We start from the raw sequence: 22,651 nt of genomic DNA on the forward strand, positions 1-22,651 counted from the left end.
GACCCACGGCCGCGACTGACGGTTTCCCATACCCAGACATACGAGCGGAGAGGCCGACCGTCTCATGATCAGCAGCTTTTGTTAGAGCCAGTTACGGCTGCCAGGCCGGCGCGTGAGGTGGCGGTGTCCCGGTAGGCAAACGGAGTGTCGTCGTCTATCTCCTGCCAGGCGGCGCCGGGGGTGGGTGTGAGTGAGGGGTCGATGGCCTGTGCCTGGCTGGCGAGGATGCGGGCGTAGGCGGTGACTTTCGTGTACTCGTCGGGATAGCCGGCCGGGCTCGGCTTGCTGGACAGCATGAACTGGGCCTGCAGGCCGTCGGTGATGGGGCGTGCTTCGGGGTTGGCCAGGGCGAGGGGGCGGCCGTGCTCGTCACACGGCGCTGTCCCGCCGAACCAGATGCGGTGGTCCGTGCCGGAGACGATGCGGTCACCGCTGGCGGTCACGGGGTAGGCGAGGAAGCCGTGGTCGACGGTGCGGGTCTGGGTGACGTACGGGATGTGGCGGACGATCAGGTGACCTGCCTGCAGGGCGACGTCGTAGCCGTCGTCGAGCAGGCGGGAGAGGTCCAGGTCACGAGCGAGAGGTGTGGTAGACATCGAAGACCATTCCCTTCTTCACGCGGACGCTGTGGCCGGCCGTCAGGCTGCCCGCGCCGTGACCGTCGTGGCCGCGGCTGTAGCGGACGGTGTAGGTGTCCTGCTCGGTCGGCAGTTGGCCGGGGTAGGCCAGGCCCACGACCTGCTCGAAGGTGATCTCCTTTGCCTTCCACTCGTGCGGGCGGGCGTTGACGACGATGGTGATGGGCCTCGGCCCGTTGTGGTCGTGCGGCATCGCGATCCTCCAGTGCTGTTGTGTCGTGAGTCTCGAGGGGCGGAGGGAGGGTGGTACACCGCTCGGCGCCGCCCGCGTCCAACGGGTTCTGCCGCGTTGCCTCATCGCCCGCCGCTGCGGCGGGCGATGAGGCAACGAGCCTGAACGAGCTACTACTTCTTCGGCTTCTTCGCGACTGTCTCGTTCACGGTCGTTTTCGGGCTGCGGCGCACCGCCGACTGCTTCACGAACCGGCCCGTGACGGCACTGCGGCCCCTTTTGCCACCAGATCCGCTGCTCTTGCTCGGCATGACATTCCTCCTGCCTCAGAGGCCTCTCTCGCCTCTGCTCACGATCAAGTGCAGCACAGGACGACATCACGACACAACTTTTTCGAGGGACAGTTTGACTGTCATACATCTGCATGGAGAAGGCCGCCCTGACGAGGGCGGCCTTCCACCGCAGCTCTACGTCGTGGGATCCGCGATGACGCCGAGGTTGATCAGACGGTAGTTCATGGCCATGTCGCTCATCCGGAAGCGTTTGGCCATGAGCTGGACCAACTGCTGCGCCGTGCGGAACTCCGCTTCACGGGCCGCGCGGCGCACCAGAGACTCAGGGGCGAGCAGCGCCGCCGCGAAGCGGTTGGCTTCCATTTCCTCACGGTCCGTGGCCATGCTGGACACCGTGTCGCGGAAATTGACACGGGTATCCGTGTCCAGGATCAGCGGGCGGCCGCGGTGCAGTTGCAGATGCCCGAGCTCGTGAGCCACCGTGAAACGCCGCCGATTCACGTGATGCTTCTCGTTCATGCCGATCACCCGTTCGTCCCCCCGGCGCAACAGCATGCCGGAGACGTCGTCCGGCATCTGCTGCGGAACGACGAGCACACCCAGCTTCTCGGCGAGCAGCACCGGATCGATGGGCTCCTTGTCGAGGCCGAACTGCGCCAACAGCGCCTTGGCGGCCGCGTCAGACCTTGCCATCGGACACCCCCCGCTCAAACGCTGCCGACGCCAGAGACGCCACTGTATCTGCGAGATAGTCAGGCAGCCTGTCCGCATGGTCCGGCTCCCGCAGACTCGGCAGCAGATCGGCCGGCTCCACTCCCAGCGCCGAGGCAAGGAGCGCCAGCCGGTAAGGCGGAGGGGACTGCGCACCGGATTCGATGTTCGTGATCGACCCACGCGTCAAGCCCGCCTTGCGGGCCAGCAGCTCCTGGGTCAGCTTCGCGCGCGCTCTCGCCTCGCGCACCCGTTGCCCGATTTGCATGTTGTAAGCCCGTTCGACATCGTCCACGCCGCTCCCCTGAATGACAGCCACACTGGCAGTCCAAGTTAGCTCACCCTCATCAAGACCACCACAGCGCCCCGGCACAAGAGCGCCCACCAGTCCACTGGCCAGCGCAACGACGTCGGTCCGCCGACGACAACGCCGGGGAAGGCACTCAGGAGAAGGCCCGACACGAAGCGCTTCCCGCGCACGGCTGCCACTCACCGAGGGACCGCTTCACCTCTTCGCGCCTGCCAAGGCAGCCAAGGTCCTGTACACACGGGCATCTGTGTCCCCGAACCGCCCTGCCCCTCTCCCATCGTCGGCCTCTCCCCCCGACTGCGCCCGCAAGCAGCGCCGACGCAGCCGCACGTACTGGCGCACACACGCACCGCCGTGGGAGCAGTGCTCTGACCGTGCCCGGACGCCGTCGGCCGTGTAGCCGCTTCCTTGGTCGACAACTACGCGCATGTGAGGAGGCGGCTGCTGGCCCGGGGAGCATGTCGGCTGAGAAGACCGCGGCCGTCCGCCCAGCGGAACCCTGCCATGTCGGTTGGCGATCCAGTGGACGCATGCGGGGATGACGGCCTGGTTTTCCCCGGGCGGCTCGGGTGCCGATCGCGCGACTGGAGTCCGCCTTGTCGGCCCAGAGCCTCATCGGGACTGTCTCTCAGCGACCGTGCGCGACCATGAGCTCGTGCACTGGCCGGTGCGTCACCCACGCGGTGGGGCTGCCTCTTGGCGCGCGACGGCTGCGCGCCGGTCCTGGTTAATGCGTGTCCGACTGGTCGGCGAGGCGGGGAGCGCGGCCTGGTCGCGTTCTGCGCCGGCCGAAGGAGTCCGATCCGTGCAGGGGGCAGGACCATCGGCGCAGGACGGACCCGAAGATGTCGATGGTCGGGCTGTCGTTGAGGGACCAGGCCTTGCGGATGCGGGTGATGAGAGTACGGGCGCTGTGCGGCGAGATCGTCAGTTCCAGACGTGCTTCAGCGAGCCGTTCGAGTGCTCCGTAGGGGCCCTCCGCCTTGGCTTCTTCGGTGCGGCGGTCGAGACCGGGAGCGGTGAGGATTTCGAGGAGGGTGAGCGAGAAGTAGCTGTATGCGGCGGCTTCCTCGATGAGCTGGCGGGCGCCGTCCGCGATGTCAGCGGAGAGGGGCCGGGCGTCCGCGGGCTGGTGGGCGAATTCTCCGAGCGCTTGTCGCAGCGGGCCGTCGGTGCACTCGCACTGTGAGGTCTTGAGGTGCCCGCAGAGCGTGCGGAGGTCGCTGAGGATGCCGCTGGTGTCATGAGTCCACTGCTGCTTGCCGAGCAGGGTCCGAAAACCGGCGAGGGTTTCGGAGAGTTCTTCGAGAATGAGCTCACGGGCGATGTGGGCGAGTTCGTGGGTGCGGGTCTTGACCTGAATCTCTTCGATCTGCAGGCCGTAGCGGAGCAGATCGCGCAGGAGTCCGCCGGAGAGGCTGTGTGCCAGAAGCGCGGTGTGGACGGTGTGGTCCTGGGAGCGCCTGTCGAGGATGGTCTTGGCTTCTTTGAGGGTGCAGGCCTCGACATGGACGATGTCGTCGAGCGAGCTGTCGGTGACGTCGCGGTGGGGCAGGCCGCGGCGGACGAACGCGGCGCCGACGTCTTCGGCGACGGAGATCAGGTAGTAGACGTGGCGCACGCCCAGGATGGCCTTGATCTCCGCGAGGAAGGCGAGGGCCTGGGCATCGGAGCCGAGCCGGTCGACTTCGTCGATGCCGATGAGGACCCGCTTTTTGCGGCGGGCGAGCGTGTCGGCGATTTCGGTGAGCAAGTCACGGAATTCTTCGACCAGGGCGGGGAAGTTCGGCGGCACTGTGGAGATGGACGTCGCGTGCGAGCCGCCGAGTGACATGATCTGGGCAGTGCCGTTGGAGAGGGTGTTAGTCGTCGTCTGGATGGTCTGCAGTCGGTAGAGATGGTTCTCGCAGCGGGTGACGAGGTGGGGTTTGGCCGGTCGGGGCTTCCATCCGGCAGCGCGGGCGAGAAGGGCGCCAGCGACCATTCCAGCGAGGCGGCTCGGGTTTTCTGGGTCGGCGAGCAGCGCGTAGGTCGAAGGGGTGCTAACCAAGATGTACACCAGGTACGTGCCCAGACCGGCAGCGAGGAGCCGGAAGACGTCGCTGGCGTAGATGGTCCAGTAGCCAATCTCCATGTGGGCTGCGCGGAACTGGGCGAGGTTGCTGGCCGTCCAGGAGTAGAACCATCCGCCGGCCAGGAGCGCGGTGACGGAGATGGTGTTGAGGTGGACGTGCGGGGCGAGCTGGCGGATCTGCGGATCGAAGAAGGCACTGCCCAGGCTGGCGAGGGCCAGCAGGATCCCGAGCTTGGCGCCCAGTCTGCTCCACAGTCTCCCTAGGAATCGGGGAATCCACGGGTCGTGGCGAGAGAGCCACCAGGCGATGCCGGCGACGATGACCAGGACGCTCGTCACGACGGCGTCGCCGTTCCAGACCTCGCGGAGCCAGGCGTGGACGGCGTGGACGGCAGTGCCTGCGGTTTCGGTGGCCGAGTTCTTGTACTGGTCGTACAGGGAGCGGGCCGCCGATGAGACACCGAGGACCAGCAATGCCCCCGCGGGCAGCGCGAACGAGGACCAGCGGACCAGCGCTGTGAGGCGGCGGCGGGTGCTTTGAAGCAGGCGGTGGAACGGGGACAGTCGGGCGAACTCCGGTACCGGGTAGTTTTCGTAGTCCATGTACTTCTGGCACAGGCGCACGGAGAGCGAGATGAGGAAGTCGTGCGGGGCGTAGGTGGCCGGAGCTTGGGCTACGAAGCCGAAATCGGCCTGATGTGCCGCGTTTTCGAGCAGGGTGGACTTGCCGACGCCGCGGGGACCGCAGACTGCGATGGTGCCTTCATCGAGGTGGCTGAGCTTTCGCTGCAGCTGATCCATGGCCTCAGTGGGGATGGCGAAGCCGGGCGCTCGCGGTGCACGCAGGCCGGTGGAGGTTCCCTGTGGGACGAACAGGGAGTCGGGATCATCGCCCAGGAGATTGCGGATCATGGCGTCCATCACGGGAACGACGCCGTCGTCGTACAGGATCTCGCCCCAGAGCACGGCGCGGTAGCCCAGTTCGACGCGGGCCCCAACGCAAGAAATGGCGAGCGATCCGGCGATCAGGCAGTAGCGGAGGTTGAACCAGACAGCGGTGCCACTCCAGAACAGAATGAAGGTCAGCAAGGATCCGCTGATCAGAGCGATCAGCAGAGCCAGCACACCCCAAGTGGTGAGCACGATGAACCCTGCGCCCAGCAGCACGCTGCAGACGACCTTCCAGGGCCACTCGGCCTGATCGGCAGCTGCCTGCTGCCTGGCCCGGACGCGCTCGAAGTCGACTGCGGCTTTGTCGTACGCGGTCTTCTGGAGCGCGCCGTCGACCTTGGTGTAGACCGCGGCACGGTACTCCGGGGTGTGCATGTCGTTGAAGACGTCACGGCGTGAGGCGCCAGGCCGTATGCCGAGCTTGTGTGCGCGCGGAGGGGCATCGACGGCCGCCTCGACGCACCGCTCGTAGACCTCGTCCCGGCTCGGACTTCTGAAGAGCTGCACCATCTGGACCACTGGAGCCAACCAGGGCTTGTTCAATAAGGACCACAGCATCCGCGTCGCCTCCCCCAGGTCTTCGGCTCGCGGATGCTAACGCCGCTCAGCCCCGCATCGCAGGCGCGCTCCGGGCCCGTGGCTGAAACACGTCTCCATGCCGCGAGAAGAGAGCGGATGCCCCGGCAACGCCCCCACCTGACAGGGAGGATGAGGGTTATGACCTTCTCTTGGAGGATTCCGCCGTGGGAACGCTTCGAAGACTGCAAGTACCTGGCGGTGACCTTGACGGACGCCGGTGCCGGCCAGTTCAGATCCAACTCGGAAGGAGTGCGAGGCGATGACCCCATCGAGGCTCTGGCCGACCTGCTGATGACTCCCGGGTCTCTGCTGGGGCTCATGCCGTCGTATCCGGCGCTCATCGGCGTCGTGGTGAGGCGTGGGATCAACACAGACTGGATCGCGGAGCCTCCGGTCAAGGTGGCCCGGGACGACCGCGGCCGGTGGCAAATCGCCATCGCCGAAACCGACCTGCCGGATGTCACGGTGTTCACGCCGACGGAGATCACCGGTCTGGTGAGCCGTCTGCGGTCCCAGTATGGGCGTGCCGGCTGAGGCGTCTCGCCCCGCCGTCCCAGGGACCGCCGAATGCTGCGCAAGCAGGTCCGACAAGCACCCCTCCTCACCGACCCCACACGTGGGGCTGCTTCGCTGCCAAGCGGATCCGTGCCGTCACCGAACTGCTGTCTCCCAGGCGAACGGTGGAGGCGTCCACCGCCAGTGTCAGTCTCTGGCAAAGGCCCGCTGTCTGTGGTTTGTTGCTGGCGTGTTACTAAATCGGGCAGTGAGCCTTGAGTGAGGCAATCTCCAGGACAGCCGGGAGGACCTGCTTGTCGAGCGGACCGGCGAATTCGGTGGACTCACTGCTCCACAGGTTCACGTTGAACTCCAGCGGCTGGTCGGGGATCGGTGTCGGGTCCCATGTCGCCCGCTCGTGCATCGTGGTCCCGTCCACCCTCCACCGGATGTAGTCGGGCTGCCAGTCGATTTCGTAGTCGTGGAATGCTTCCGACGCGTCGAAGCCCAGGTCGATGACGGTGGGCGTGCCGCGGTAGCCGTGCTCAAGTCGGGTGCCGGGGTTGCCGGGGTTGTAGAAGACGTTGATGAGCATGCAGGTGGTGTCCCGGCCGAGGATCTCAATGTCGATCTCTTGGCGGGGGGCGTTGCGGTGGAGGAACAGTCCCGTCACCAGGCCTGGTCCGGAGGGGACGCGCAGGCGTGCGTTGAAGGAGCCGTAGGTGAAGGATGGGCGGCTGGCTATTGCGGCGCCGGTGAGGTCACGGACTCTGGTCGTCTCTTCTCGGAGCGTGAGGGAGGCGGGCCCGTGCAGTGGCAGGGTTGCGTTGCCGGGCCGGAAGAGGGCTCTGTTGCTGGGGAAAGTGTCTTCTCGGAGGTACCAGTGACTGTCCTCGAGCCGGGTGCCTTCGTGCCAAGTGATCGCGTTCTGGCTGGGCTGGAGAGCAGGGTCTTGGCGGGCTGGCGTTTTGGGCATGATGCCTGGCCATCCCGCGCGTTGGACGATCCAAGGGCTGGTGTCCCAGGCCAGAGGGCGCCCTGAAGGTATCGCGTCGCTGTGTGAGCGGGCTGTGACGTGTCGCTGGCCCTGCTCCGGCTGGCTGGGCCAGGGGTGGGCGGGGTAGTCGCAGGCGAGGAAACGGGCGAGTGTCTGCCAGGGGTCGGGGTCGTCGGCCGGCATAAGGAGTCGGCGTTGCGGCCGTTGCATCTCCCACGCCTCCTGGAACGGGGGCGACGGCTGTGCCGTCGCCGTGGCAGTCGTCATGATGAGACGTACCCGGGTCGAGGAGACGATGCCTGCGACCTCCCGCGGAGTGAGGGAGCCGATGTTGACGTAGGCGTCGAAGATGCGGCGCCGGCTCCCGCGGACGAGCGCCTGGGTTTCGTGGGCGGGCAGCGCCGTCAGGTCGCTGGCGCAGCGCAGCCCCAGAACGGAGAGGGCCTTGGCGACGGTGGTCAGGCCGGTTCCGGGTTCGCCGATGACCAGGATCGGTTCTCGGGCCGGGCGGTGCGGGAGAATTTGAGGTGATTCGCGTCGGAGGGCGCCCACCTTCGCCAGGACCGGCATGACCGAGTAGGAGTTGCTTGAGTCGATGCCGGGGCGCTGCTGGATGACCGAGCGGTCGGTCATCTGCACGTGAAGGCGGGGGAACTGCTGGTTGATCCACAGGTCGATGGGGCCGTGGGCCGGCAGTTGGTCGAGGAGTTTGCGTGCTCCGGCTTGGGAGAGGACGTAGCCGGAGAGCTGCCACACTCCCCCGCTGGGAGGCCGTAGCAGCGGCCTGGTGCGGCGTCGTGATTCTGTCTTCTCACCGGTCTCCTGGTAGGAGAGATAGAGAAGGTCGACGGAATGGCCGGCATTGGATGCTTCCTGTATGTCCTTCCAGGCGTTGTGGAGCACGGACATGCAGGTCCGGGTGATGTACGCGTCGTCTTCGAGTATCAGAGTGTAGGGCGCGTTGCTGGCGGCGATGAGTTGCCACACGTGGATGTGTGAGAGGGCTACCGCGATCTCTTGCGGTGTCATGTCGATGCGCGTGGCGCGTGCGGCGTCGTCGATGGTGAGGTGAGGGTGTGGGTCGATCTGAAGTTGCTCGGCCAGGGTGTAGGTGGGTTCGAGGAGGTTCGGCGGGGGCGGGCCCTGGAGGTATCGGGCGTCGACGGCTGGGAAGCGCCTGGCGAGGGTGTGCAGCGGGTGCCCTGTCGCTTCTCTGAGCCGGCCGAGTTCCCGGTTGACCATGGTCCACCGTTCCTGGGCACGGTCGAGGTTGATCACGTAAATGCGCTCGATGACGGTGGTCTCGTGGTGGGACGAGAACGCGCGACTCCATCGTCGGGCAGGCAGGCGTCTGGTGCGGTAGCGGACGCGGTCCCGCAACGGGACGGACAGGTCATGCAGAGAGTTGATGTTCATGAGTGGAAGACACTGCCTTGGTGGTTCCGGAAGTTGCGGCTGAGTGGGCGTCTGGCCCAGGGGTCACTGCTGCTGGCTCCATAGGCGCCAATTGCGCTCGTCATCGCGGTAACTGAGCGGCCAGCGGCTCACAGCCACGGTGTCCCAGTCCAGGAGAATCTCGGCGTCGACTGGTTGTCCAGCTTGCTGGCAGTGGAGGGCATGGCTGGCGAGTGCGACGGTGAGGTTGCCCGGCCCCGTCGTGGACTGGATGTCCAGGCGTCCGCCGGGGTGGGCCAGGAGCGCAGCCGTGGATGCCTCCAGTGCCGCGACGACGACCGGATGCTCGGCGGGAGCGATGATCGGGTTGTTGTTGACGTAGTGGATGAACCTGTCGCCATGGCAGTCGGCCGTCAGGACCTGCCGTGGGTCTGCCATGGTGTCGGAGATTGTGTCGTAGCACAGTGCCTGCAGGCGCAGCCGCGAGTCGCGGAACAGCGGGGTCCAGTCGGTGCCCTGGTAGACGTCGTCCGCGTCGACGTAGAAACCGCCGTTTCGGGCGAGGTAGCACAGCCGGAAGTAGTCGCTGCGCATCGCCGGGTGAGCACAGGAATCGAAGGCTGCCGTGTGCGCGTCTGTGAACTGAGATTTGATCAGTGAGCGTGCCGAGCCGTCGTCGTAGACCACCCGCCGAAACCCCTGATCTTCCAGCGCCGCCCAGCTCATCATGCACTCCAGCACGTCGGCAGGGATGTCCGAGGTGTCGTCCCAGAACTGGACGATCACGTAGGGGATCGTGGAGGCCGGGGCCGCTGTGGTGGGCTGGGACAGCATGCTCGTCAGGTGCCGAAGGTAACGGGACCTGCGTGCGTGGTCTTCCTGGATGTCCTGCGCGGTGAGAGTGCATTCCCCCACCGTCTGCGACAGGTCGCGCCGCCCAGGTGGCGTGAGGGCGGTCATCGGCATTCCTGCCGAGAGGTCCCTCTGATGGAATCCGCTGCTCCGGGCCACGGCACGTCCCCCTTACCTTCCTGTTCTGTGGCCAGTGTGGCAGCAGGCACTGACAGCATCGGTTCCCGCCACCCGGTCGGGCACCGACCGTGCAGCCCTCCGTGCTCTTTTCACTGCTCGTACCGGTGCTCGGCATCAACCAGGCATGGACAACTCTCCCCGGGACCGATGCCAGCAACCGGTGCCGTGAGCACATGGTCGGTCTCGTAGTACTTCGTTACGTTTGAGTGATCTGCTGGTGGTGGGCGTCCTCTCCGGTATGAGGTTGGGGAGGCGGAACGGCTCCGGGGAGTTGTCGGACTTGGTTGCCGCCGACCTCCATGGCCTGGTGAGCGTCTCGTACTCCCCTTCCAGGCCATCCCGGTAGAAGGCGGGATCGTCCCAGTCAACGGGATGCCCCATTCCTCGACGCAGGCGGTCCGCACTGCGATCAGTTGCTTCTCCGTGAAGACGGAGCGGTCTTCGCCTCGGGGCCTTGCCAAGTGAGCGGGCCGGCCCCCTCCGCCCCTGCGGCGTGCGAGAGTCTCACCTCTGCGCCTGCCCGCCAGGCCGTCCGGATGCGGTGACGGTGGTGAGTGCAGTCGCACCGACCGCCACAACGGGAACGATCGCTTCCGAGCAGTGGGCGAGCGCCAGAACTACGACAGCGACCATGGACGTCAACGCGGTGAGGGCGCCGATCAGGCTCAGCCACCGCGAAGTTGACGCCGTCACGACGTCGTGGGGCTCGCGACGGGTCCCTCTTTCATACTCCCTCCGTCGATCCCGGTTTTCCAGCGGCCCCATGCCTGCGCTGCCGGTCACCCAGCCGGAGCAACCTGCGTCGCACCCGCTCACCGAACTGCTTCGGGTTTGTGGCGCCGCTGCGTCGCGCGGCCTCGGTCCAACTGCGAACGGAAGAGTCACGGACATAGAGGAGGGCAACATCCCGCTCATCCGGGTCAAGCGCGGCCAGGACCTCCCTTACACGCGGATCATTGATGGTCTGATCGGTGCAGGATCCGTACGGCCGGACCGTGTCGGCTGCCAGGTCGCCGAGGGTGAGCCCGTCCGTGGTCGGCGCGTCGAGCAGGGTCACCCGGCGGCCCTTGACCTTGTGCTCCCACAGTGGTTGGAGCTGAGTGTGGGTGCGTTCGGCCTCCCGTTTGACGTGCCGGGGGATCAGGAGTCCGGCGTCGTCTTCGTGCAGAATCGGGACCCAGTCGCCCATCAGCGCCATGGAAGCGGCCTCTCGCCACTCGGAACTGTTCACGCCGCGGATGCCCAGCGTGTGGCGTGCAACGTGTTCGACCACCTCGTGATGCCCGTGCACTGCCGCGTGCTGGCCCTCCAGCAGGCTGGTCACCGGCCCGTAGAACAGTGCGTACCTCCGTGCCATCTCCACCGCTACGGCCCCCAGTACCGCCTGCTCGTGGGCGGACAGAGATGTGCGGGGCGGAAACGTATGCGTCCGAATCGTGAACCGAGTGGTGATGTTGGCGACGGGATACTGCAGATCGATGTAGTCGAGACCCTCGACTCCCACGGGCGGCGGCACGGGACGTAATGCGCCCACAGTCTGTACTCCTCCTGCTAAGTAGCGGTCTGGAAGGGCGGTGAAGCCCTACTACAAGGCCCGGCAGAGACGCCTTTCAGCACTGTCCCGCCAAAAAGTGATACATGTCACACACGTCCTCGTCGTGCTGGACCGGACCTGAACGGTGAGGAACCCGAGTTGACAGAAGGACCCACTTCAGAACCCGAGTTGACAGAAGGACCCACTTCAGCCGAAGGCGTCCGGAGCCAACGAAGGTGTCCAGTCGGCCGCGAATCCACCGAGTGACAGTGCGAGGTGTTGGCTGCCGGAAGGTAACGGGGCCGGACGACGTGCGCTTTGCAGGCGCGGACGGTGCCCCAGCTGCCAGGGTTCCACGCAGACGAGCCGTCCTACTTCCTGAAAGCCATCCGCAGCACGGCATGAACGTCCAGGTCATCGCCCGTCGACGGCACACCGCTCTGGTGGTCCGCGCGACACCCACGACATGACCGCTGCCCCCGCCCACGGCATCGTCCAGGTATGCCACACCCGACGGCCCCTCTTCCTCGCCAACCGCGCCTACCAGGGCTGGCCCCGTCCGGCGCGGCGTCGGCGCGCCGGCTTGTGCACGGCTGGTGCAGCCCCTTGCCGACCGCAGCAATCGGTTGATCACGGCATTCCCATCCGGGGCTTGCAAGCGATGCCGCGGCAGTCCTGGCGGTGATGCCTGGTTCTCGGCTCCAGCCGCGTGCCTCGTTCTCGGTCGCCGTCGAGAGAGACAGCAGGTTCTGATCCCCGGCGACGCTAAAACGACGAGCCGCCAACTGCCCTGTCCCAAGCAAAACGCGGGCAAACCGCGCTAGAATGACCAGTTCAGAGAGGGTAGAGCCCGCGCGAGCGGGGATGACTCCTGGAACTGCAGCCCGCGGGACGACCCAGCGAGGTAGAGCCCGCGCGAGCGGGAGTGACCCGGTCATGACGGTGCGCAGGTTCTGCGGCACCGCGTAAGCGCACTCAAGCGGGAGTGACCCGTGCTCAGGCCTTCACCAGCTGACCGTCAGTCTGGAATGCCCGCTCCGGCGGGAGTGGGGTAGTAGGCGGGAGGTCCTGCGCGAGCAGGAGGTGCCCCCAGGGCCCCTGTCGCCCTCGTCGCTGCACCGGTAGCACCCGCACGAGCGGGGATGACTCCTACTCCGCGATCCGCCGAGCGAGATCGCTGCCGTAACGCCCGCGCGAGCGGGAGTGACCCGTCGCCGTCGGTACGGTCGCCGAAGTGCGCTCCATGGTCTCGACGATGAGGCATGGCCGGCGCGAGCGGGATGCTACGTCCTTCGTGGCACCATCCTCGGCGCCCAGACCTTCGAGCCCACAAGAAGGGGTGACTCGTGCTGTCAGCCCTGCCAGGTGGTCATTGGCCAGCAGAGCCCGCATGAGCGGGAATGACTCGGCGGCCCTGTTCAGCTTGCTGCTCCGGCCAGGCTGTAGCGCCCGCGCAGGCGGGGGTGCCCCAGACTTCCTGCCAGGGCGGAGACCGCGGCGTTGCATAGTCCGTGCGAGCGGGAATGACTTATCGTCGGCTGATCCAGGTGCAGCACATGCGAGCGCAGTCGACTGCGAAGCGTGTGTAGACCATCTCGCCACCGCTCAGCGCGAAACAGCAGGTCACAGTCCGCGTCGTATTGTGATTCTCGGTGGACCGAACTCGTGATTCTCAGGTGCATGCATCAGCAGTTCTCATGCTGTGTCTGAAGCAAACCCATGACATCCCTACAACTAGCGGGCCATGGACATCTCTCAGCTGACATCTAAATGAGAATCGCGTGCGGCTCGGACGTGAGAGTCAGCAGCCCGTCGACCACCGCCCCGGAGACCGCGCGCGAGTGGCTGACGTGGGCGCCCGTCGGGATGGAGACGCGGACTTCAGGCGGCTCACCGAGCCTACAAAACCCTTGTCTGGCTCCTGCACTTGTGACGTTTCATCGCCTTCGTCGGAAGATCACGTAAATGACACCGAGGGCGATCGCAGTGCCGATGAAGGACCACTTGGTCAGCTCTTCGCTGTACGGAACCCAGATGATGGCCGTCTGGTGCACCGGTCACCTCCTGCGCGATGCCAGGACAAGCAGGACCGCTCCTCCTACGGTCAACAGCCACTGACACCAGAACGGATCCACCGCGCCCTGACAGACCGTCCTGCAAGGCCATAACGGCTAGGACGGTACCTGCGATGATCGCGACGGAGCGGATTTCGGCGGGGGCCGGGTGAAGACCTTCCGCTCCGCCCGCGCGAGGGCCTCCAGGACCTTGCCGCGGTGCGGGGTCGGCTGCTGCTCGTAATCGCGACCAGTCGGCCATGGGCCGCCTGTGGACAGAGCTCTGGGCCCCGAGCCCAAGTCGTCTGCTGCCGAGTGGGGGTTGACGGCGCAAGGCAACGCGTCTTGGGTTGGGCCACGTCCAGAGTAAGGGGGCTGACAGTGAGGATGTCCCTGGCGTCGTTCGGGGGTCTGACTCCGGGTCTGACTGACGTTTCGGCTGTCCGTCTGTTGAATTGTCGGCCACCGGACGACGCCGCCGCGTGTGCTCGCGGGTGTCCGTGACCTCATAGGAGCTTGGCCACCAGCCTCATCACTGTCTCGTCCGTCGGCCCGGGCAGCACACGCCGATCCGGTACCCATACGGAAGGACGGCAGAGCCGAGGATGACAGCGCCCGAGATAGCGGTGATCGGCGGAATCGACACCCACACCGACGTCCACCAGGCCGCAGTGATCGACTCGGTCGGCCGCCACCTGGACACGCAGCCGTTCGAAACGAACTCGGCCGGCTACGAACGACTGCTGGCCTGGCTACGTGTCCAGGGCGAGGTCATCGCGGTCGGGATGGAGGGCACCGGCGCCTACGGTGCCGAACTCGCCCGGTTCCTCACGGCCAACGGCATTACGGTCGTCGAGGTCGACCGCCCGGACCGTAGGGCCAGGCGGGCCCACGGCAAGTCCGATCCGATCGACGCCTACGCTGCTGCCGCCGCCGTCCTGTTCGGCCGCGCGAGCGGAACGCCGAAGAGCCGGGACGGGATCGTGGAAGCGATCCGCGCTCTGCGCGTGGTCCGCAAAAGCGCCGTGAAGGCCCGGACGCAGACCATCAACCAGATCCGTTCTCTGATGGTCACCGCGCCCTCCGCCCTGCGGGACAAGCTGCGAGGACTGCCCACCAGCCTGCTGATCGACACCCTCGCTCGGATCCGGCCCGCCAGTGATCTCACGGACCCGGCCTGCGCGGCCAAGACGGCACTTCGCCGCCTCGCCCGGCGCTATCAGGCCCTTCAGCAGGAGATCAAAGAGGCCGACGCGGACCTGGCTCCCCTCGTGACCCGGGCGGCACCCAGCCTTGTCGCCCTGCCCGGGGTCGGCACGGAGACGGCCGGCCAGTTGCTGATCACCGCCGGTGACAACCCCGACCGGCTCCGGTCGGAAGCGTCTTTCGCGCACCTGTGCGGGGCCGCCCCGATTCCCGCCTCGTCCGGCCGGACCCACCGTCACCGCATCAACCGCGGCGGGGATCGCAACGCCAACAGCGCCCTCTACACCATCGTCCTGGTCCGCATGCGGCACGACCAACGAACCCGGGACTACGTCGCCAAACGCACCGCCGAGGGCATGTCCACCAAGGACATCATGCGCTGTCTGAAGAGGTTCGTCGCCCGCGAGATCTACAGGCACCTCAGGAGCACGAGCATCCTGAACACGGCAGGCTCGACCGACGCCAGATCATGACGCCGACCGGCTGCCGTCCGCGACATCGAGGTCGAACGACGCGGCCGCGGTCAGCCGCTCGACAAACTCCGTGAAGTCCGTCGCCAGCGGGAGCTCCGTTCCGTCGTCCACGTCGAACCACGACACGGACGGCTCCCCGAGCCGGCCGCAGGCCCGGTAGTCGAGAGCGATCCAGCAGTGACCATCACCGGAGAGCAGAACCAGAGGCGAAGGAAGGCCCCACTCCTCAACCAGGTAAACCGAGTCCAGCAAGGACGCCTGGCTGTCGTGACGGCCGATGCCCCTCAAGTCGTCGAGCGGAACGTGGTTCTCGCTCCACGACGTAGGCACATCGGTCGGGAACGCGTTCCACGACTCCGCGACCAGGCCGCCGTTCTGGACCCGCAGGATCTCCAGCAACGAGGCCGGCAGGCGAACGCCGAGCTGGCGCTCGGCGTCCTGGATGACCGCGTCGGTCAGCGGGGGCTGAACCCCATACAGACCCTCGCCCCAGAACGTCGTCTTCACCTCATCGAACCAAGCCACAAACGCATCCTATGGACTCAGCAGATCAGCTTGACGATCTATAGGAGCTTCAATGGAACTGTTCAGGTTCTCCGACCGTCTGTCGCAGTGTTCACGTTGCCGAGGTGACCTGCTCATGAGCGGGATGGCGCCGCAGGAAGATGAATACGGGCGGCCGATCCACCTGGAGCTGTGCCCAGCCTGCGATACCGGCGACGCCGACCGCCCGGCGGCCGGCTTGTTCGTTCAGTGGTTCGCCGACGGCGGTGGCCACGACGAGAGCCGTGTCCAGGAGGGGGCGCATCTGCTGATGGAGTGGGCGAAGGAGTGCATAGCTCACGGCTAGACCTTCAAGGATGCCCCGCCCGAACAGCCCTGCACGCTGTCTGGCGGCCCGTGACGGCAGGCGAAGGTCGGCAAAGCTACTTGGCCAGCTGAAGCACTCACTCACACTCGCGGGCTCGCGGACTTTTCGGGGCGCGGCTGCTACAGGGCCGAACTCGAATCTGGGTGCTCGATGTCCGTGAAGCGGACTTCTTCCAGGCTGCCGACGCGGCGGACGCCGCCCTGGAAGCAGACCTCCTTGAGCACTTCGGTCGCAATCCCCCCGGAGTTTCTGGTCGCCGGCGCTGTCGAGGAGGCGGGCGACGGGACGACGGTCAGATGTGCCCTGGCCTGTCGACCGATCCGCGCGGCAGAGTCCATACGGGGACGGGGGCCGATGAAGATACCGCCCGTGGTCCGCCCCGCATCAGCAGGGCGTGGGAGACGCCGCCCGGTGAAAGAGCCTGATGAGCCACGCCAGTATGATTTACTGCACATCATTCGGGGTATGCATGACTCATGCATGAAGAAACCAACACAGCGAATCTTTTAGGGGCCGCCGCACTTGCCCTCAGTGACGTGGTAGTCGCCGAGGCGACACGGGCGGCCAGCACCAGTTCGAGCGGAGCTGCCGCGCTGGTGGTGTTGTCCACAGACCCGGGCCTGAGCGTCACCGAGCTGGGTCGGCGGGTGGGACTGAGCCAGTCCGCGGCGGCCCGCATGGTCGATGGCCTGGAAAAGCAGGGACTGGTACGCAAAGAAGCCAGCTGGGGAGCGTGGGTACGCCTTCAACTCAGTGATCTAGGCGCCCAGGCAGCACACACTCTCCTCGCCTGCCGCAGCGACGTACTGCGACAAGCGCTGAGCCGTCTCGACGACGGCGAACGGGAGCAGCTCGGCCAATTGCTGGGCAAGGTCCTGACAGGTCTGTACCAGCAGCCCGGCGACGCCGAACGCATCTGCCGGCTGTGCGACCGGTGTGCCTGCATCCGGAACGGTGCGACCTGCCCGGTGGGCCAGGCGGACCGGGACCACCGGGCAAGCCACGAGCACGACCATGGGTGAACTGCTCGCCCTACTGTCCGCCCTGTGTTTCGGCATCACGCATTTCGTCAATGGTCTGGTCTCGCGCCGACACAACGGGCTGACCGTCGCACTTCACGCCCAACTGGGCGGCACCGTACTCGGGCTACTCCTGGCCCTGGTTCTGGACGGTGGAACCGCCTCGCTCGCCGACTACGGTTGGGGCGCGCTGTCAGGAGTGGGGACAGGAGTCGGGGTCGCCTTCCTGTACCGGGCGATGTCCCAGGGGGCGATGAGCGTGGTCGTCCCGGTCAGCGATGTCGGAGCCGTGGCTCTTCCAGTCCTGGTCGGAGTCTGTTTCCTCGGAGAGCGCCCAGTCCTGCCTGCATGGGTGGGGATCGCCGCCGTCCTGCCAGCGCTGTGGCTGGTCTCGCAGAAGCCTGCGGATCTCGGCGACAAGCAACGTCAGGCGATATCCGCAGGAGTCCCCAGTGCCTTGATTGCCAGCGTGGGATTCGGCGTGCAGTTCCTCGCCATGGCGCAGGTGGGCACGGACAGCGGCTTGTGGCCGGTGGTGCTGAGCCGGGTGGTCTCCGTCCTGGTCATCGCCGCGGTCCTGGCTTCCTACGGTGCCCGTTGGAGGCTAACGGGCAAGCCGTGGGCGGCAACGGTGGCGGCTGGTGCCCTGGGCACACTGGCGATCGTGCTGTATCTGGAAGCCACCAGACAACAGCTCATGGCCATCGCCACCGTACTTTCCGCCCTCTACCCCGCCATCCCTGTCCTCCTCGCCCTGGTGCTGTTGAAGGAGCGTCTGAACCGTCGGCAGGCCGTCGGCCTCGTCTGCGCGGCACTCGCGATCGGGCTTATCGCACTACGCTGAACCTGCTGGCCCGCTGTCGCCAGGGGCCAGCGGGCGCGTTCACACCCCCAGGTAGGACATGACGTGCTTGATGCGGGTGTAGTCCTCCAGGCTGTAGGACGAGAGGTCCTTGCCGTAACCGGACTGTTTGAACCCACCGTGTGGCATCTCGGCGGCGACAGGGATGTGACAGTTGATCCAGACACAGCCCGCGTCAATCTTCCGCGCCATCGTCATCGCGCGCTGATGGTCTCGCGTCCAGACCGAAGACGCGAGACCATACCGCACACCATTGGCGAGACGGAGGGCGTCTTCGTCACTGCTCGACGGCTGGACGGAGATGACAGGGCCGAAGATCTCCTCTTGGACGGCTCGGTCGTCCTGGCGCAGACCCGTTACCACGGTGGGTTGGTGGAAGTACCCCGGAACCGGCAGGGCCTCGCCGCCCGTGACCACCTGGGCGTGCGAGGGGAGGTTCCGAAGATGCTCCTGGACCCTCGCGAGCTGCGTGGCACTGTTCAGCGGGCCGAAGAAGACGGTCGGGTCATCGGGGGCGCCGGTCGTGAGACCTTTGACCTCCTGCGTGAGCGCCGCTACAAATTCATCGTGCACGGCCTGGTCCACGATGACCCGGCAGGCCGAGGCACAGTCCTGTCCGGCGTTGAAGAGTGCTGCCTGGGCGATCCCGCGGGCTGCCTGGGCCAGGTCGGCGTCGGCGGCGACAACCACCGGCGCTTTGCCGCCCAGCTCCAGATGAAGGCGTTTTACATCGACGGCAGCGGAACCGGCCACCTCGGTTCCCGCACGGACGCTCCCGGTGACCGACACCATCGCCGGCACCGGGTGCCGAACCAGGCGTCGCCCTGTCTCCCGGGAACCGCAGACGACGTTGAACACGCCGTCGGGCAAAAACTCGGCGGCCAGTTCGGCGAGCATCAAAGTCGTCAGAGGGGTGGTGTCGGAGGGTTTCAACACCACTGTGTTGCCCGCTGCGACGGCCGGAGCGAACTTCCACACGGCCATCATGAGCGGGTAGTTCCATGGCGTGACCTGCGCGCACACGCCGAGCGGCTCGCGACGCACGAACGACGTGTGTTCCGCGATGTATTCACCCGCCGACTTGCCCTCGAGGAAGCGCGCGGCTCCCGCGAAGAAGCGGATCTGGTCGATCATGGGGCCGATTTCCTCGGCCGCCGTGATATGCAGCGGCTTGCCCGTATGGATAGCCTCCGCGCGGACGAACTCGTCGGCGCGGCGCTCGAGAGCGTCGGCTATGCGCATCAGGCTGAGTTGCCGTTGCGCTGGCGCGACGTCCCGCCATGTTTCGAACGCAGTGAGCGCAGCGGTGCAAGCCGCATCCACATCTGCGTCCCCGGACACAGGTGCGGCGCCGGTAACCTCGCCGGTGGCAGGGTCGGTCAGGACAAGCGTCTCTTCGGACCGGGCCTGATGGCGACGGCCACCGATGAAGTTCTCCAGTGTCTTTTGCGCTGTCACTGGCCTCACCTCGGCACGGGTGTGAATTCACGGCTGGCGATGTACGTCGGCCGTGCGGACCCGCACGCGCTGCCCAACGCACCAGGCACCAGGCCGTTTCGCCGCCGAACAAGCGAAGGACCACGCACCGCCGCCCGCTCGTGCTCGCTCGACGAGGGTCGGAGTCAACCAGCGTGAACTACGGGGTCGAAGTTGACGATGCAGTGTCGGCACTCGGCCGTGGCCGTTGAGCCGGGTGACAGGCAGGTGCTGACCATGTCTATCGGTGCCCTACCTGCCTCGGGGTGGGGCCGCAGGTAGGTGCTCGCCCCGTCATGGCAGGTGGCCCCTGGTCCTCTCCCTCGGGGCCAGGGGCTATCTGGGGGTCGACGCGGTACGCGGGCGGCTGGGCTGGAAGTACCCGCTGGGTTTGGAGCTGTCCGATCCAGGGTTCGATCACTCGGTGCTCACCGAGTTCAGAGACCGGCTGATCGCTGGGAATGCCGGAATTGAGCTTCTGGACCGGGTCCTTCAGGCCGCTGCGGGGCGCGGCTTGCTCAAGGCCGGCGGCCGTGCGCGCACGGACTCCACGATCGTGCTGTCCGCCACCCGACAGATCAACGGACTGGTGCGGCTCGGTGAGACTTTGCGTGCCGCGTTGAACAGCGTGGCGGCCTGCGAGCCGGAGTGGGTGGCCGGCTGGGCTCCGCCTGAATGGTTCGACAGGTACGCGATCCGGTTCGAGGACACCCGGCTACCCAAGGGCAAGGCCAAGCAGATTGAGCTGATCGAGCAGATCGGCGCCGACGGGCTGGGACTTCTGGAAGCCGTACATGCACCCGGCGCCCCTGCATCCCTATGGTCACTCGGCCGGGTCCAGACCCTTCGGCAGCTGTGGATCCAGCAGTACTTCGTCGACAACGGACAAGTCCATCGCCGGGATCTCAAGGACCGCCCGCCGGGCGCGGAGCGGTTGGTCACGCCCTACGACACTGACGCACGGGGCAGCGTGAAGCGCGGCATGATCTGGGACGGCTACAAGGTTCACCTCACCGAGACCTGCGAGCCGGACAGCCCGAATCTGATTACACACGTCGCCACGACCGATTCCACCGTCCAGGACGTGCGGCTGGTCGCCCCGACCCACGCCCACCTCGCCGAGCGCGACCTTCTGCCCGACCGGCACCTGGTCGACGCAGGCTACGCAACAGCCAGAGAGGTGGTTGCCGCCCGCGAAAATCACAGAGTGAACCTGATGGGCCCAATCCTCGCCTCCACCAGCTGGCAGACCAAGGACGGCGGTTTCTCCCAGGCAGACTTCGCCATCGCCTGGGAAAACCGGCAGGTGACCTGTCCGAACGGCGCGACCAACAGCCGTTGGGCCGAAGACCGCTCCCAGGAGGGGGCATCTGTGATCCGAGCACGATTCCCGCCGACTGCCTGCCGTCCCTGCAAGGCCCGGGAGCAGTGCACCCGTTCCAACAGCAAGTGGGACATGGGCCGTCGGATCGCTCTCCGCCCGCAAGCGGAGTATGAGGCGATTCAGCAGGCACGGCCCAGGAAGACACTCAGGAGTGGAAGGAGCAGTACGCACACCGGGCCAGTATCGAGGGCACCATCTCCCAGGGCGTTCGGGCCTTCGGTCTGCGGCAATCCCGGTATCGCGGCCTGGCCAAGGCCCGGCTACAACATCAGCTCACCGCCACCGCTATAAACTTGCCACCGCCTCAACGCCTGGTGGACCGGCACCCCAAGGGCCTGCACCCGCACTTCCCATCTGGCAGCCCTGCGGCCGGCTGCGTAGAGCTCGTGCGCGCTGAGCACTTCCCTACGGTGCCCCGCGGGAGGTGGCCCAGAGATTTCTCACCCAGATCGCCCGGCGAAGAAGTCCGCAAGGGAAGATGCGAGCGCTTCTGGAGCCTCTTCGGCCACGTGATGCCCGGAGTCGATGCCGTGGCCGCGTACGTCCGGTGCCCACTGACGCCAGATCTTCACCGGGTCCCCGTACAGGTCCTCGAGGTCGTCCCGGAGCGACCAGAGGATCAGCGCCGGGCACTGGAGCTGTGTCCCGGCGGCGCGGTCGTCCTCCTCGTGCCGCCGGTCGATGGTGAGGCCGGCCCGGTAGTCCTCGAGCATCGCCCGCACCACATCTGGGTTTCTCGTGGCCGCGCGCCACTCGTCATAGTTCTCCTGTCCCATGCTCTGGGGGTCACCGTGGTACCAGCTGTCCGGATCGGCGTTGATGACCCGCTCGGGGATGTCCGGCTGGGCGAAGAAGAACCAGTGCCACCACTGCGTGGCGAACTCGGTCGTGATGCGGGACAGGTGCTCGGTGAGGGGCAGACCGTCGATCAGCGCCACCCGCGAGACTGCGTCGGGATGATCGAGTGCGAGACGCAGCGCGACACTGCTTCCGCGGTCGTGCCCGGCGAGCGCGAACCGGGCATGGCCGAGGGAGCGCATCACCTCGACCACATCACCAGCGACGGCCCGCTTGGAGTATCCCGCGTGGTCTGCGGTAGGCGCCGGACCGGTGGACCGGCCGTATCCCCGGAGATCGGGACAGACCACGGTGAAACCGCGCCGGACGAGGAGCGGAGCGACGCGATGCCAGGTCGCAGATGTCCGGGGGTGGCCGTGCAGCAGCACCACCGGCGGCCCTTCCCCGCCGTAGCGAACGAAAATCGATGCTTCATCGACCTGAACCCGCTTGGTCTCAAAGCCCTCGAACAAGGCCCGAACCTCCCACCCTCGTTGGTACACCGCCCACGGCACCTATCGGCCCAGGACAAGCCCGCACTCGCCCACGGGGACCACCAGGCCAACAAACTGCGCAAGCTGCCCTTCGTCGACGAGTGCTAAACCGACACAACTTTCCTCTTGCCCCCGCGAGTGCCGTGGACACAACTGCCTGATTCGCCAACAGTGTCGCTGCAATGCCGGGGGCGCGGTGCTCGTGTGGGAGCCGGCCTACAGCTCGAGCCGCTCCAGGTCGGTGAACTCCACGTCCAGGCCGTGCGCGCGGGTGTTGTTGGCGCGGAAGTACATCTGGGCGAGGCCCTCGGCGGCGATCTGCCGGAGCTGGTCCTCGCCGACACCCTGCTCCCGCGCGGTGAACAGCTGGGCGGCGTACTCGGGCGGCAGGGCCTGGGTGATGTCCCGGACCCGGGCATCATCGGTCGTACCTCCGGCAGCTTCGAAGCCGAAGCGGGCGCGAGTGGAGACGACCAGCCCGGTCGTGGTCGCCGCCTTCTGCCTCGCCTTCGCGCGGACCTGCGGCTGCCACCTCTTCTTCATTTCGCCTTCCAGGCGGGCGCGCAGCTCCTGGCGGGGCCGCTTGAGCTTGCCCGTGACGTACCGCTCCACGGTGCGCTGGGAGATCCCGAGGGCCTGGGCGGCGGCCTTGGTGCCCTTGAGCTGCTTGACGAGGTACTTCATCTGGGCCTGGGCGCTCTTAAAGGTCCTAACAAAGGCGTTGGACGTGGCGGTGGGTGATCAGGCAGACGGCGAGGCCGAGGAATGCTTCGTGGATGTCGTCGCGTCTCTCC

At 66.5% G+C, this 22,651-nt stretch carries 17 protein-coding genes and 4 pseudogenes; 8 read left to right on the forward strand and 13 right to left on the reverse strand.

Features of this window, described 5'->3' with window-relative positions:
• Nucleotides 1-68: 68 nt before the first annotated feature.
• From ACFW47_RS34675 to ACFW47_RS34700, 6 genes are all read right to left on the reverse strand, one after another.
• Nucleotides 69-596 carry a DUF6791 domain-containing protein gene (locus ACFW47_RS34675; RefSeq protein ID WP_386308223.1) on the reverse strand — a complete coding sequence of 176 codons (528 nt, stop codon included), beginning with the start codon at nt 594-596 and terminating at the stop codon, nt 69-71.
• Nucleotides 571-831 (reverse strand): multiubiquitin domain-containing protein, encoded by a 261-nt coding sequence (locus ACFW47_RS34680; protein ID WP_386308224.1) that lies wholly within the window; start codon nt 829-831, stop codon nt 571-573. The genes ACFW47_RS34675 and ACFW47_RS34680 overlap by 26 nt, the downstream gene beginning before the upstream one ends.
• A gap of 152 nt (nt 832-983) precedes the next feature.
• Nucleotides 984-1,121 carry a hypothetical protein gene (locus ACFW47_RS34685; RefSeq protein ID WP_386308225.1) on the reverse strand — a complete coding sequence of 46 codons (138 nt, stop codon included), beginning with the start codon at nt 1,119-1,121 and terminating at the stop codon, nt 984-986.
• Between the two features lie 156 nt (nt 1,122-1,277).
• Nucleotides 1,278-1,796: an ImmA/IrrE family metallo-endopeptidase gene (locus tag ACFW47_RS34690; protein ID WP_386308226.1), complete on the reverse strand. Its 519-nt coding sequence runs from the start codon at nt 1,794-1,796 to the stop codon at nt 1,278-1,280.
• The gene (locus ACFW47_RS34695) at nt 1,783-2,109 is read right to left on the reverse strand and encodes a helix-turn-helix domain-containing protein (protein WP_386308227.1); all 327 of its coding nucleotides are present in this window, start codon (nt 2,107-2,109) and stop codon (nt 1,783-1,785) included. Before ACFW47_RS34695 ends, ACFW47_RS34690 begins: the two co-directional genes overlap by 14 nt.
• A gap of 742 nt (nt 2,110-2,851) precedes the next feature.
• Entirely contained in the window at nt 2,852-5,659 is a 2,808-nt protein-coding gene (locus ACFW47_RS34700; RefSeq protein ID WP_386308228.1) for a hypothetical protein, read from the reverse strand.
• A 207-nt stretch (nt 5,660-5,866) separates the two neighbouring features.
• On the opposite strand from ACFW47_RS34700, the gene ACFW47_RS34705 reads away from it, so the two are divergent.
• Complete coding sequence (locus ACFW47_RS34705) at nt 5,867-6,262, forward strand: hypothetical protein (protein WP_386308229.1); 396 nt, start codon at nt 5,867-5,869, stop codon at nt 6,260-6,262.
• A 217-nt stretch (nt 6,263-6,479) separates the two neighbouring features.
• On the opposite strand, the gene ACFW47_RS34710 is transcribed toward ACFW47_RS34705, so the two are convergent.
• From ACFW47_RS34710 to ACFW47_RS34720, 3 genes are all read right to left on the reverse strand, one after another.
• A complete protein-coding gene (locus ACFW47_RS34710; protein WP_386308230.1) occupies nt 6,480-8,636 on the reverse strand; it encodes a family 16 glycosylhydrolase in 2,157 nt (718 codons plus the stop codon).
• A gap of 63 nt (nt 8,637-8,699) precedes the next feature.
• The gene (locus ACFW47_RS34715; protein WP_386308231.1) at nt 8,700-9,575 is read right to left on the reverse strand and encodes a glycosyltransferase family 32 protein; all 876 of its coding nucleotides are present in this window, start codon (nt 9,573-9,575) and stop codon (nt 8,700-8,702) included.
• Nucleotides 9,576-10,371: 796 nt separating this feature from the next.
• Nucleotides 10,372-11,181: a hypothetical protein gene (locus tag ACFW47_RS34720; RefSeq protein WP_386308232.1), complete on the reverse strand. Its 810-nt coding sequence runs from the start codon at nt 11,179-11,181 to the stop codon at nt 10,372-10,374.
• A 357-nt stretch (nt 11,182-11,538) separates the two neighbouring features.
• On the opposite strand from ACFW47_RS34720, the pseudogene ACFW47_RS34725 reads away from it, so the two are divergent.
• Both ACFW47_RS34725 and ACFW47_RS34730 read left to right on the forward strand, forming a co-directional pair.
• Nucleotides 11,539-11,731: pseudogene (locus ACFW47_RS34725) on the forward strand (IS5/IS1182 family transposase); the annotation flags it as partial.
• Nucleotides 11,732-13,840: 2,109 nt separating this feature from the next.
• Entirely contained in the window at nt 13,841-14,914 is a 1,074-nt protein-coding gene (locus ACFW47_RS34730) for an IS110 family transposase (protein WP_386308233.1), read from the forward strand.
• On the opposite strand, the gene ACFW47_RS34735 is transcribed toward ACFW47_RS34730, so the two are convergent.
• Nucleotides 14,909-15,439 carry an SMI1/KNR4 family protein gene (locus ACFW47_RS34735; protein WP_386308234.1) on the reverse strand — a complete coding sequence of 177 codons (531 nt, stop codon included), beginning with the start codon at nt 15,437-15,439 and terminating at the stop codon, nt 14,909-14,911. The two genes, ACFW47_RS34730 and ACFW47_RS34735, sit on opposite strands and share 6 nt — an antisense overlap.
• Nucleotides 15,440-15,491: 52 nt before the next feature.
• On the opposite strand from ACFW47_RS34735, the gene ACFW47_RS34740 reads away from it, so the two are divergent.
• The 3 genes from ACFW47_RS34740 to ACFW47_RS34750 all read left to right on the forward strand — a co-directional run bounded on the left by ACFW47_RS34740 (nt 15,492) and on the right by ACFW47_RS34750 (nt 17,648).
• Nucleotides 15,492-15,764 carry a DUF6300 family protein gene (locus tag ACFW47_RS34740; RefSeq protein WP_386308235.1) on the forward strand — a complete coding sequence of 91 codons (273 nt, stop codon included), beginning with the start codon at nt 15,492-15,494 and terminating at the stop codon, nt 15,762-15,764.
• A 497-nt stretch (nt 15,765-16,261) separates the two neighbouring features.
• The gene (locus tag ACFW47_RS34745; protein ID WP_386308236.1) at nt 16,262-16,807 is read left to right on the forward strand and encodes a MarR family winged helix-turn-helix transcriptional regulator; all 546 of its coding nucleotides are present in this window, start codon (nt 16,262-16,264) and stop codon (nt 16,805-16,807) included.
• Nucleotides 16,800-17,648 carry a GRP family sugar transporter gene (locus ACFW47_RS34750; RefSeq protein ID WP_386308237.1) on the forward strand — a complete coding sequence of 283 codons (849 nt, stop codon included), beginning with the start codon at nt 16,800-16,802 and terminating at the stop codon, nt 17,646-17,648. The genes ACFW47_RS34745 and ACFW47_RS34750 overlap by 8 nt, the downstream gene beginning before the upstream one ends.
• A gap of 39 nt (nt 17,649-17,687) precedes the next feature.
• Here ACFW47_RS34750 and ACFW47_RS34755 read toward each other — a convergent pair whose 3' ends face one another.
• Nucleotides 17,688-19,124, reverse strand: coding sequence for an aminobutyraldehyde dehydrogenase (locus ACFW47_RS34755; RefSeq protein ID WP_386308238.1), 1,437 nt, complete (start codon nt 19,122-19,124; stop codon nt 17,688-17,690).
• A gap of 265 nt (nt 19,125-19,389) precedes the next feature.
• Between ACFW47_RS34755 and ACFW47_RS34760 the strand changes: the two are divergent.
• Together ACFW47_RS34760 and ACFW47_RS34765 are read left to right on the forward strand one after the other, a co-directional pair.
• Nucleotides 19,390-20,643, forward strand: a pseudogene (locus ACFW47_RS34760) (transposase); the annotation flags it as partial.
• Between the two features lie 65 nt (nt 20,644-20,708).
• Nucleotides 20,709-20,762, forward strand: a pseudogene (locus ACFW47_RS34765) (hypothetical protein); the annotation flags it as partial.
• Nucleotides 20,763-20,966: 204 nt separating this feature from the next.
• Here ACFW47_RS34765 and ACFW47_RS34770 read toward each other — a convergent pair.
• Together ACFW47_RS34770 and tpg are read right to left on the reverse strand one after the other, a co-directional pair.
• Nucleotides 20,967-21,836, reverse strand: coding sequence for an alpha/beta fold hydrolase (locus tag ACFW47_RS34770; RefSeq protein WP_386308239.1), 870 nt, complete (start codon nt 21,834-21,836; stop codon nt 20,967-20,969).
• Nucleotides 21,837-22,073: 237 nt separating this feature from the next.
• Nucleotides 22,074-22,589 (reverse strand): annotated as a pseudogene (tpg, locus tag ACFW47_RS34775) (telomere-protecting terminal protein Tpg); the annotation flags it as partial.
• Between the last annotated feature and the right edge of the window lie 62 nt (nt 22,590-22,651).

The sequence above is a fragment of the Streptomyces sp. NPDC058796 genome (genome assembly GCF_042745235.1).
In the GTDB taxonomy this organism is placed as follows: domain Bacteria; phylum Actinomycetota; class Actinomycetes; order Streptomycetales; family Streptomycetaceae; genus Streptomyces.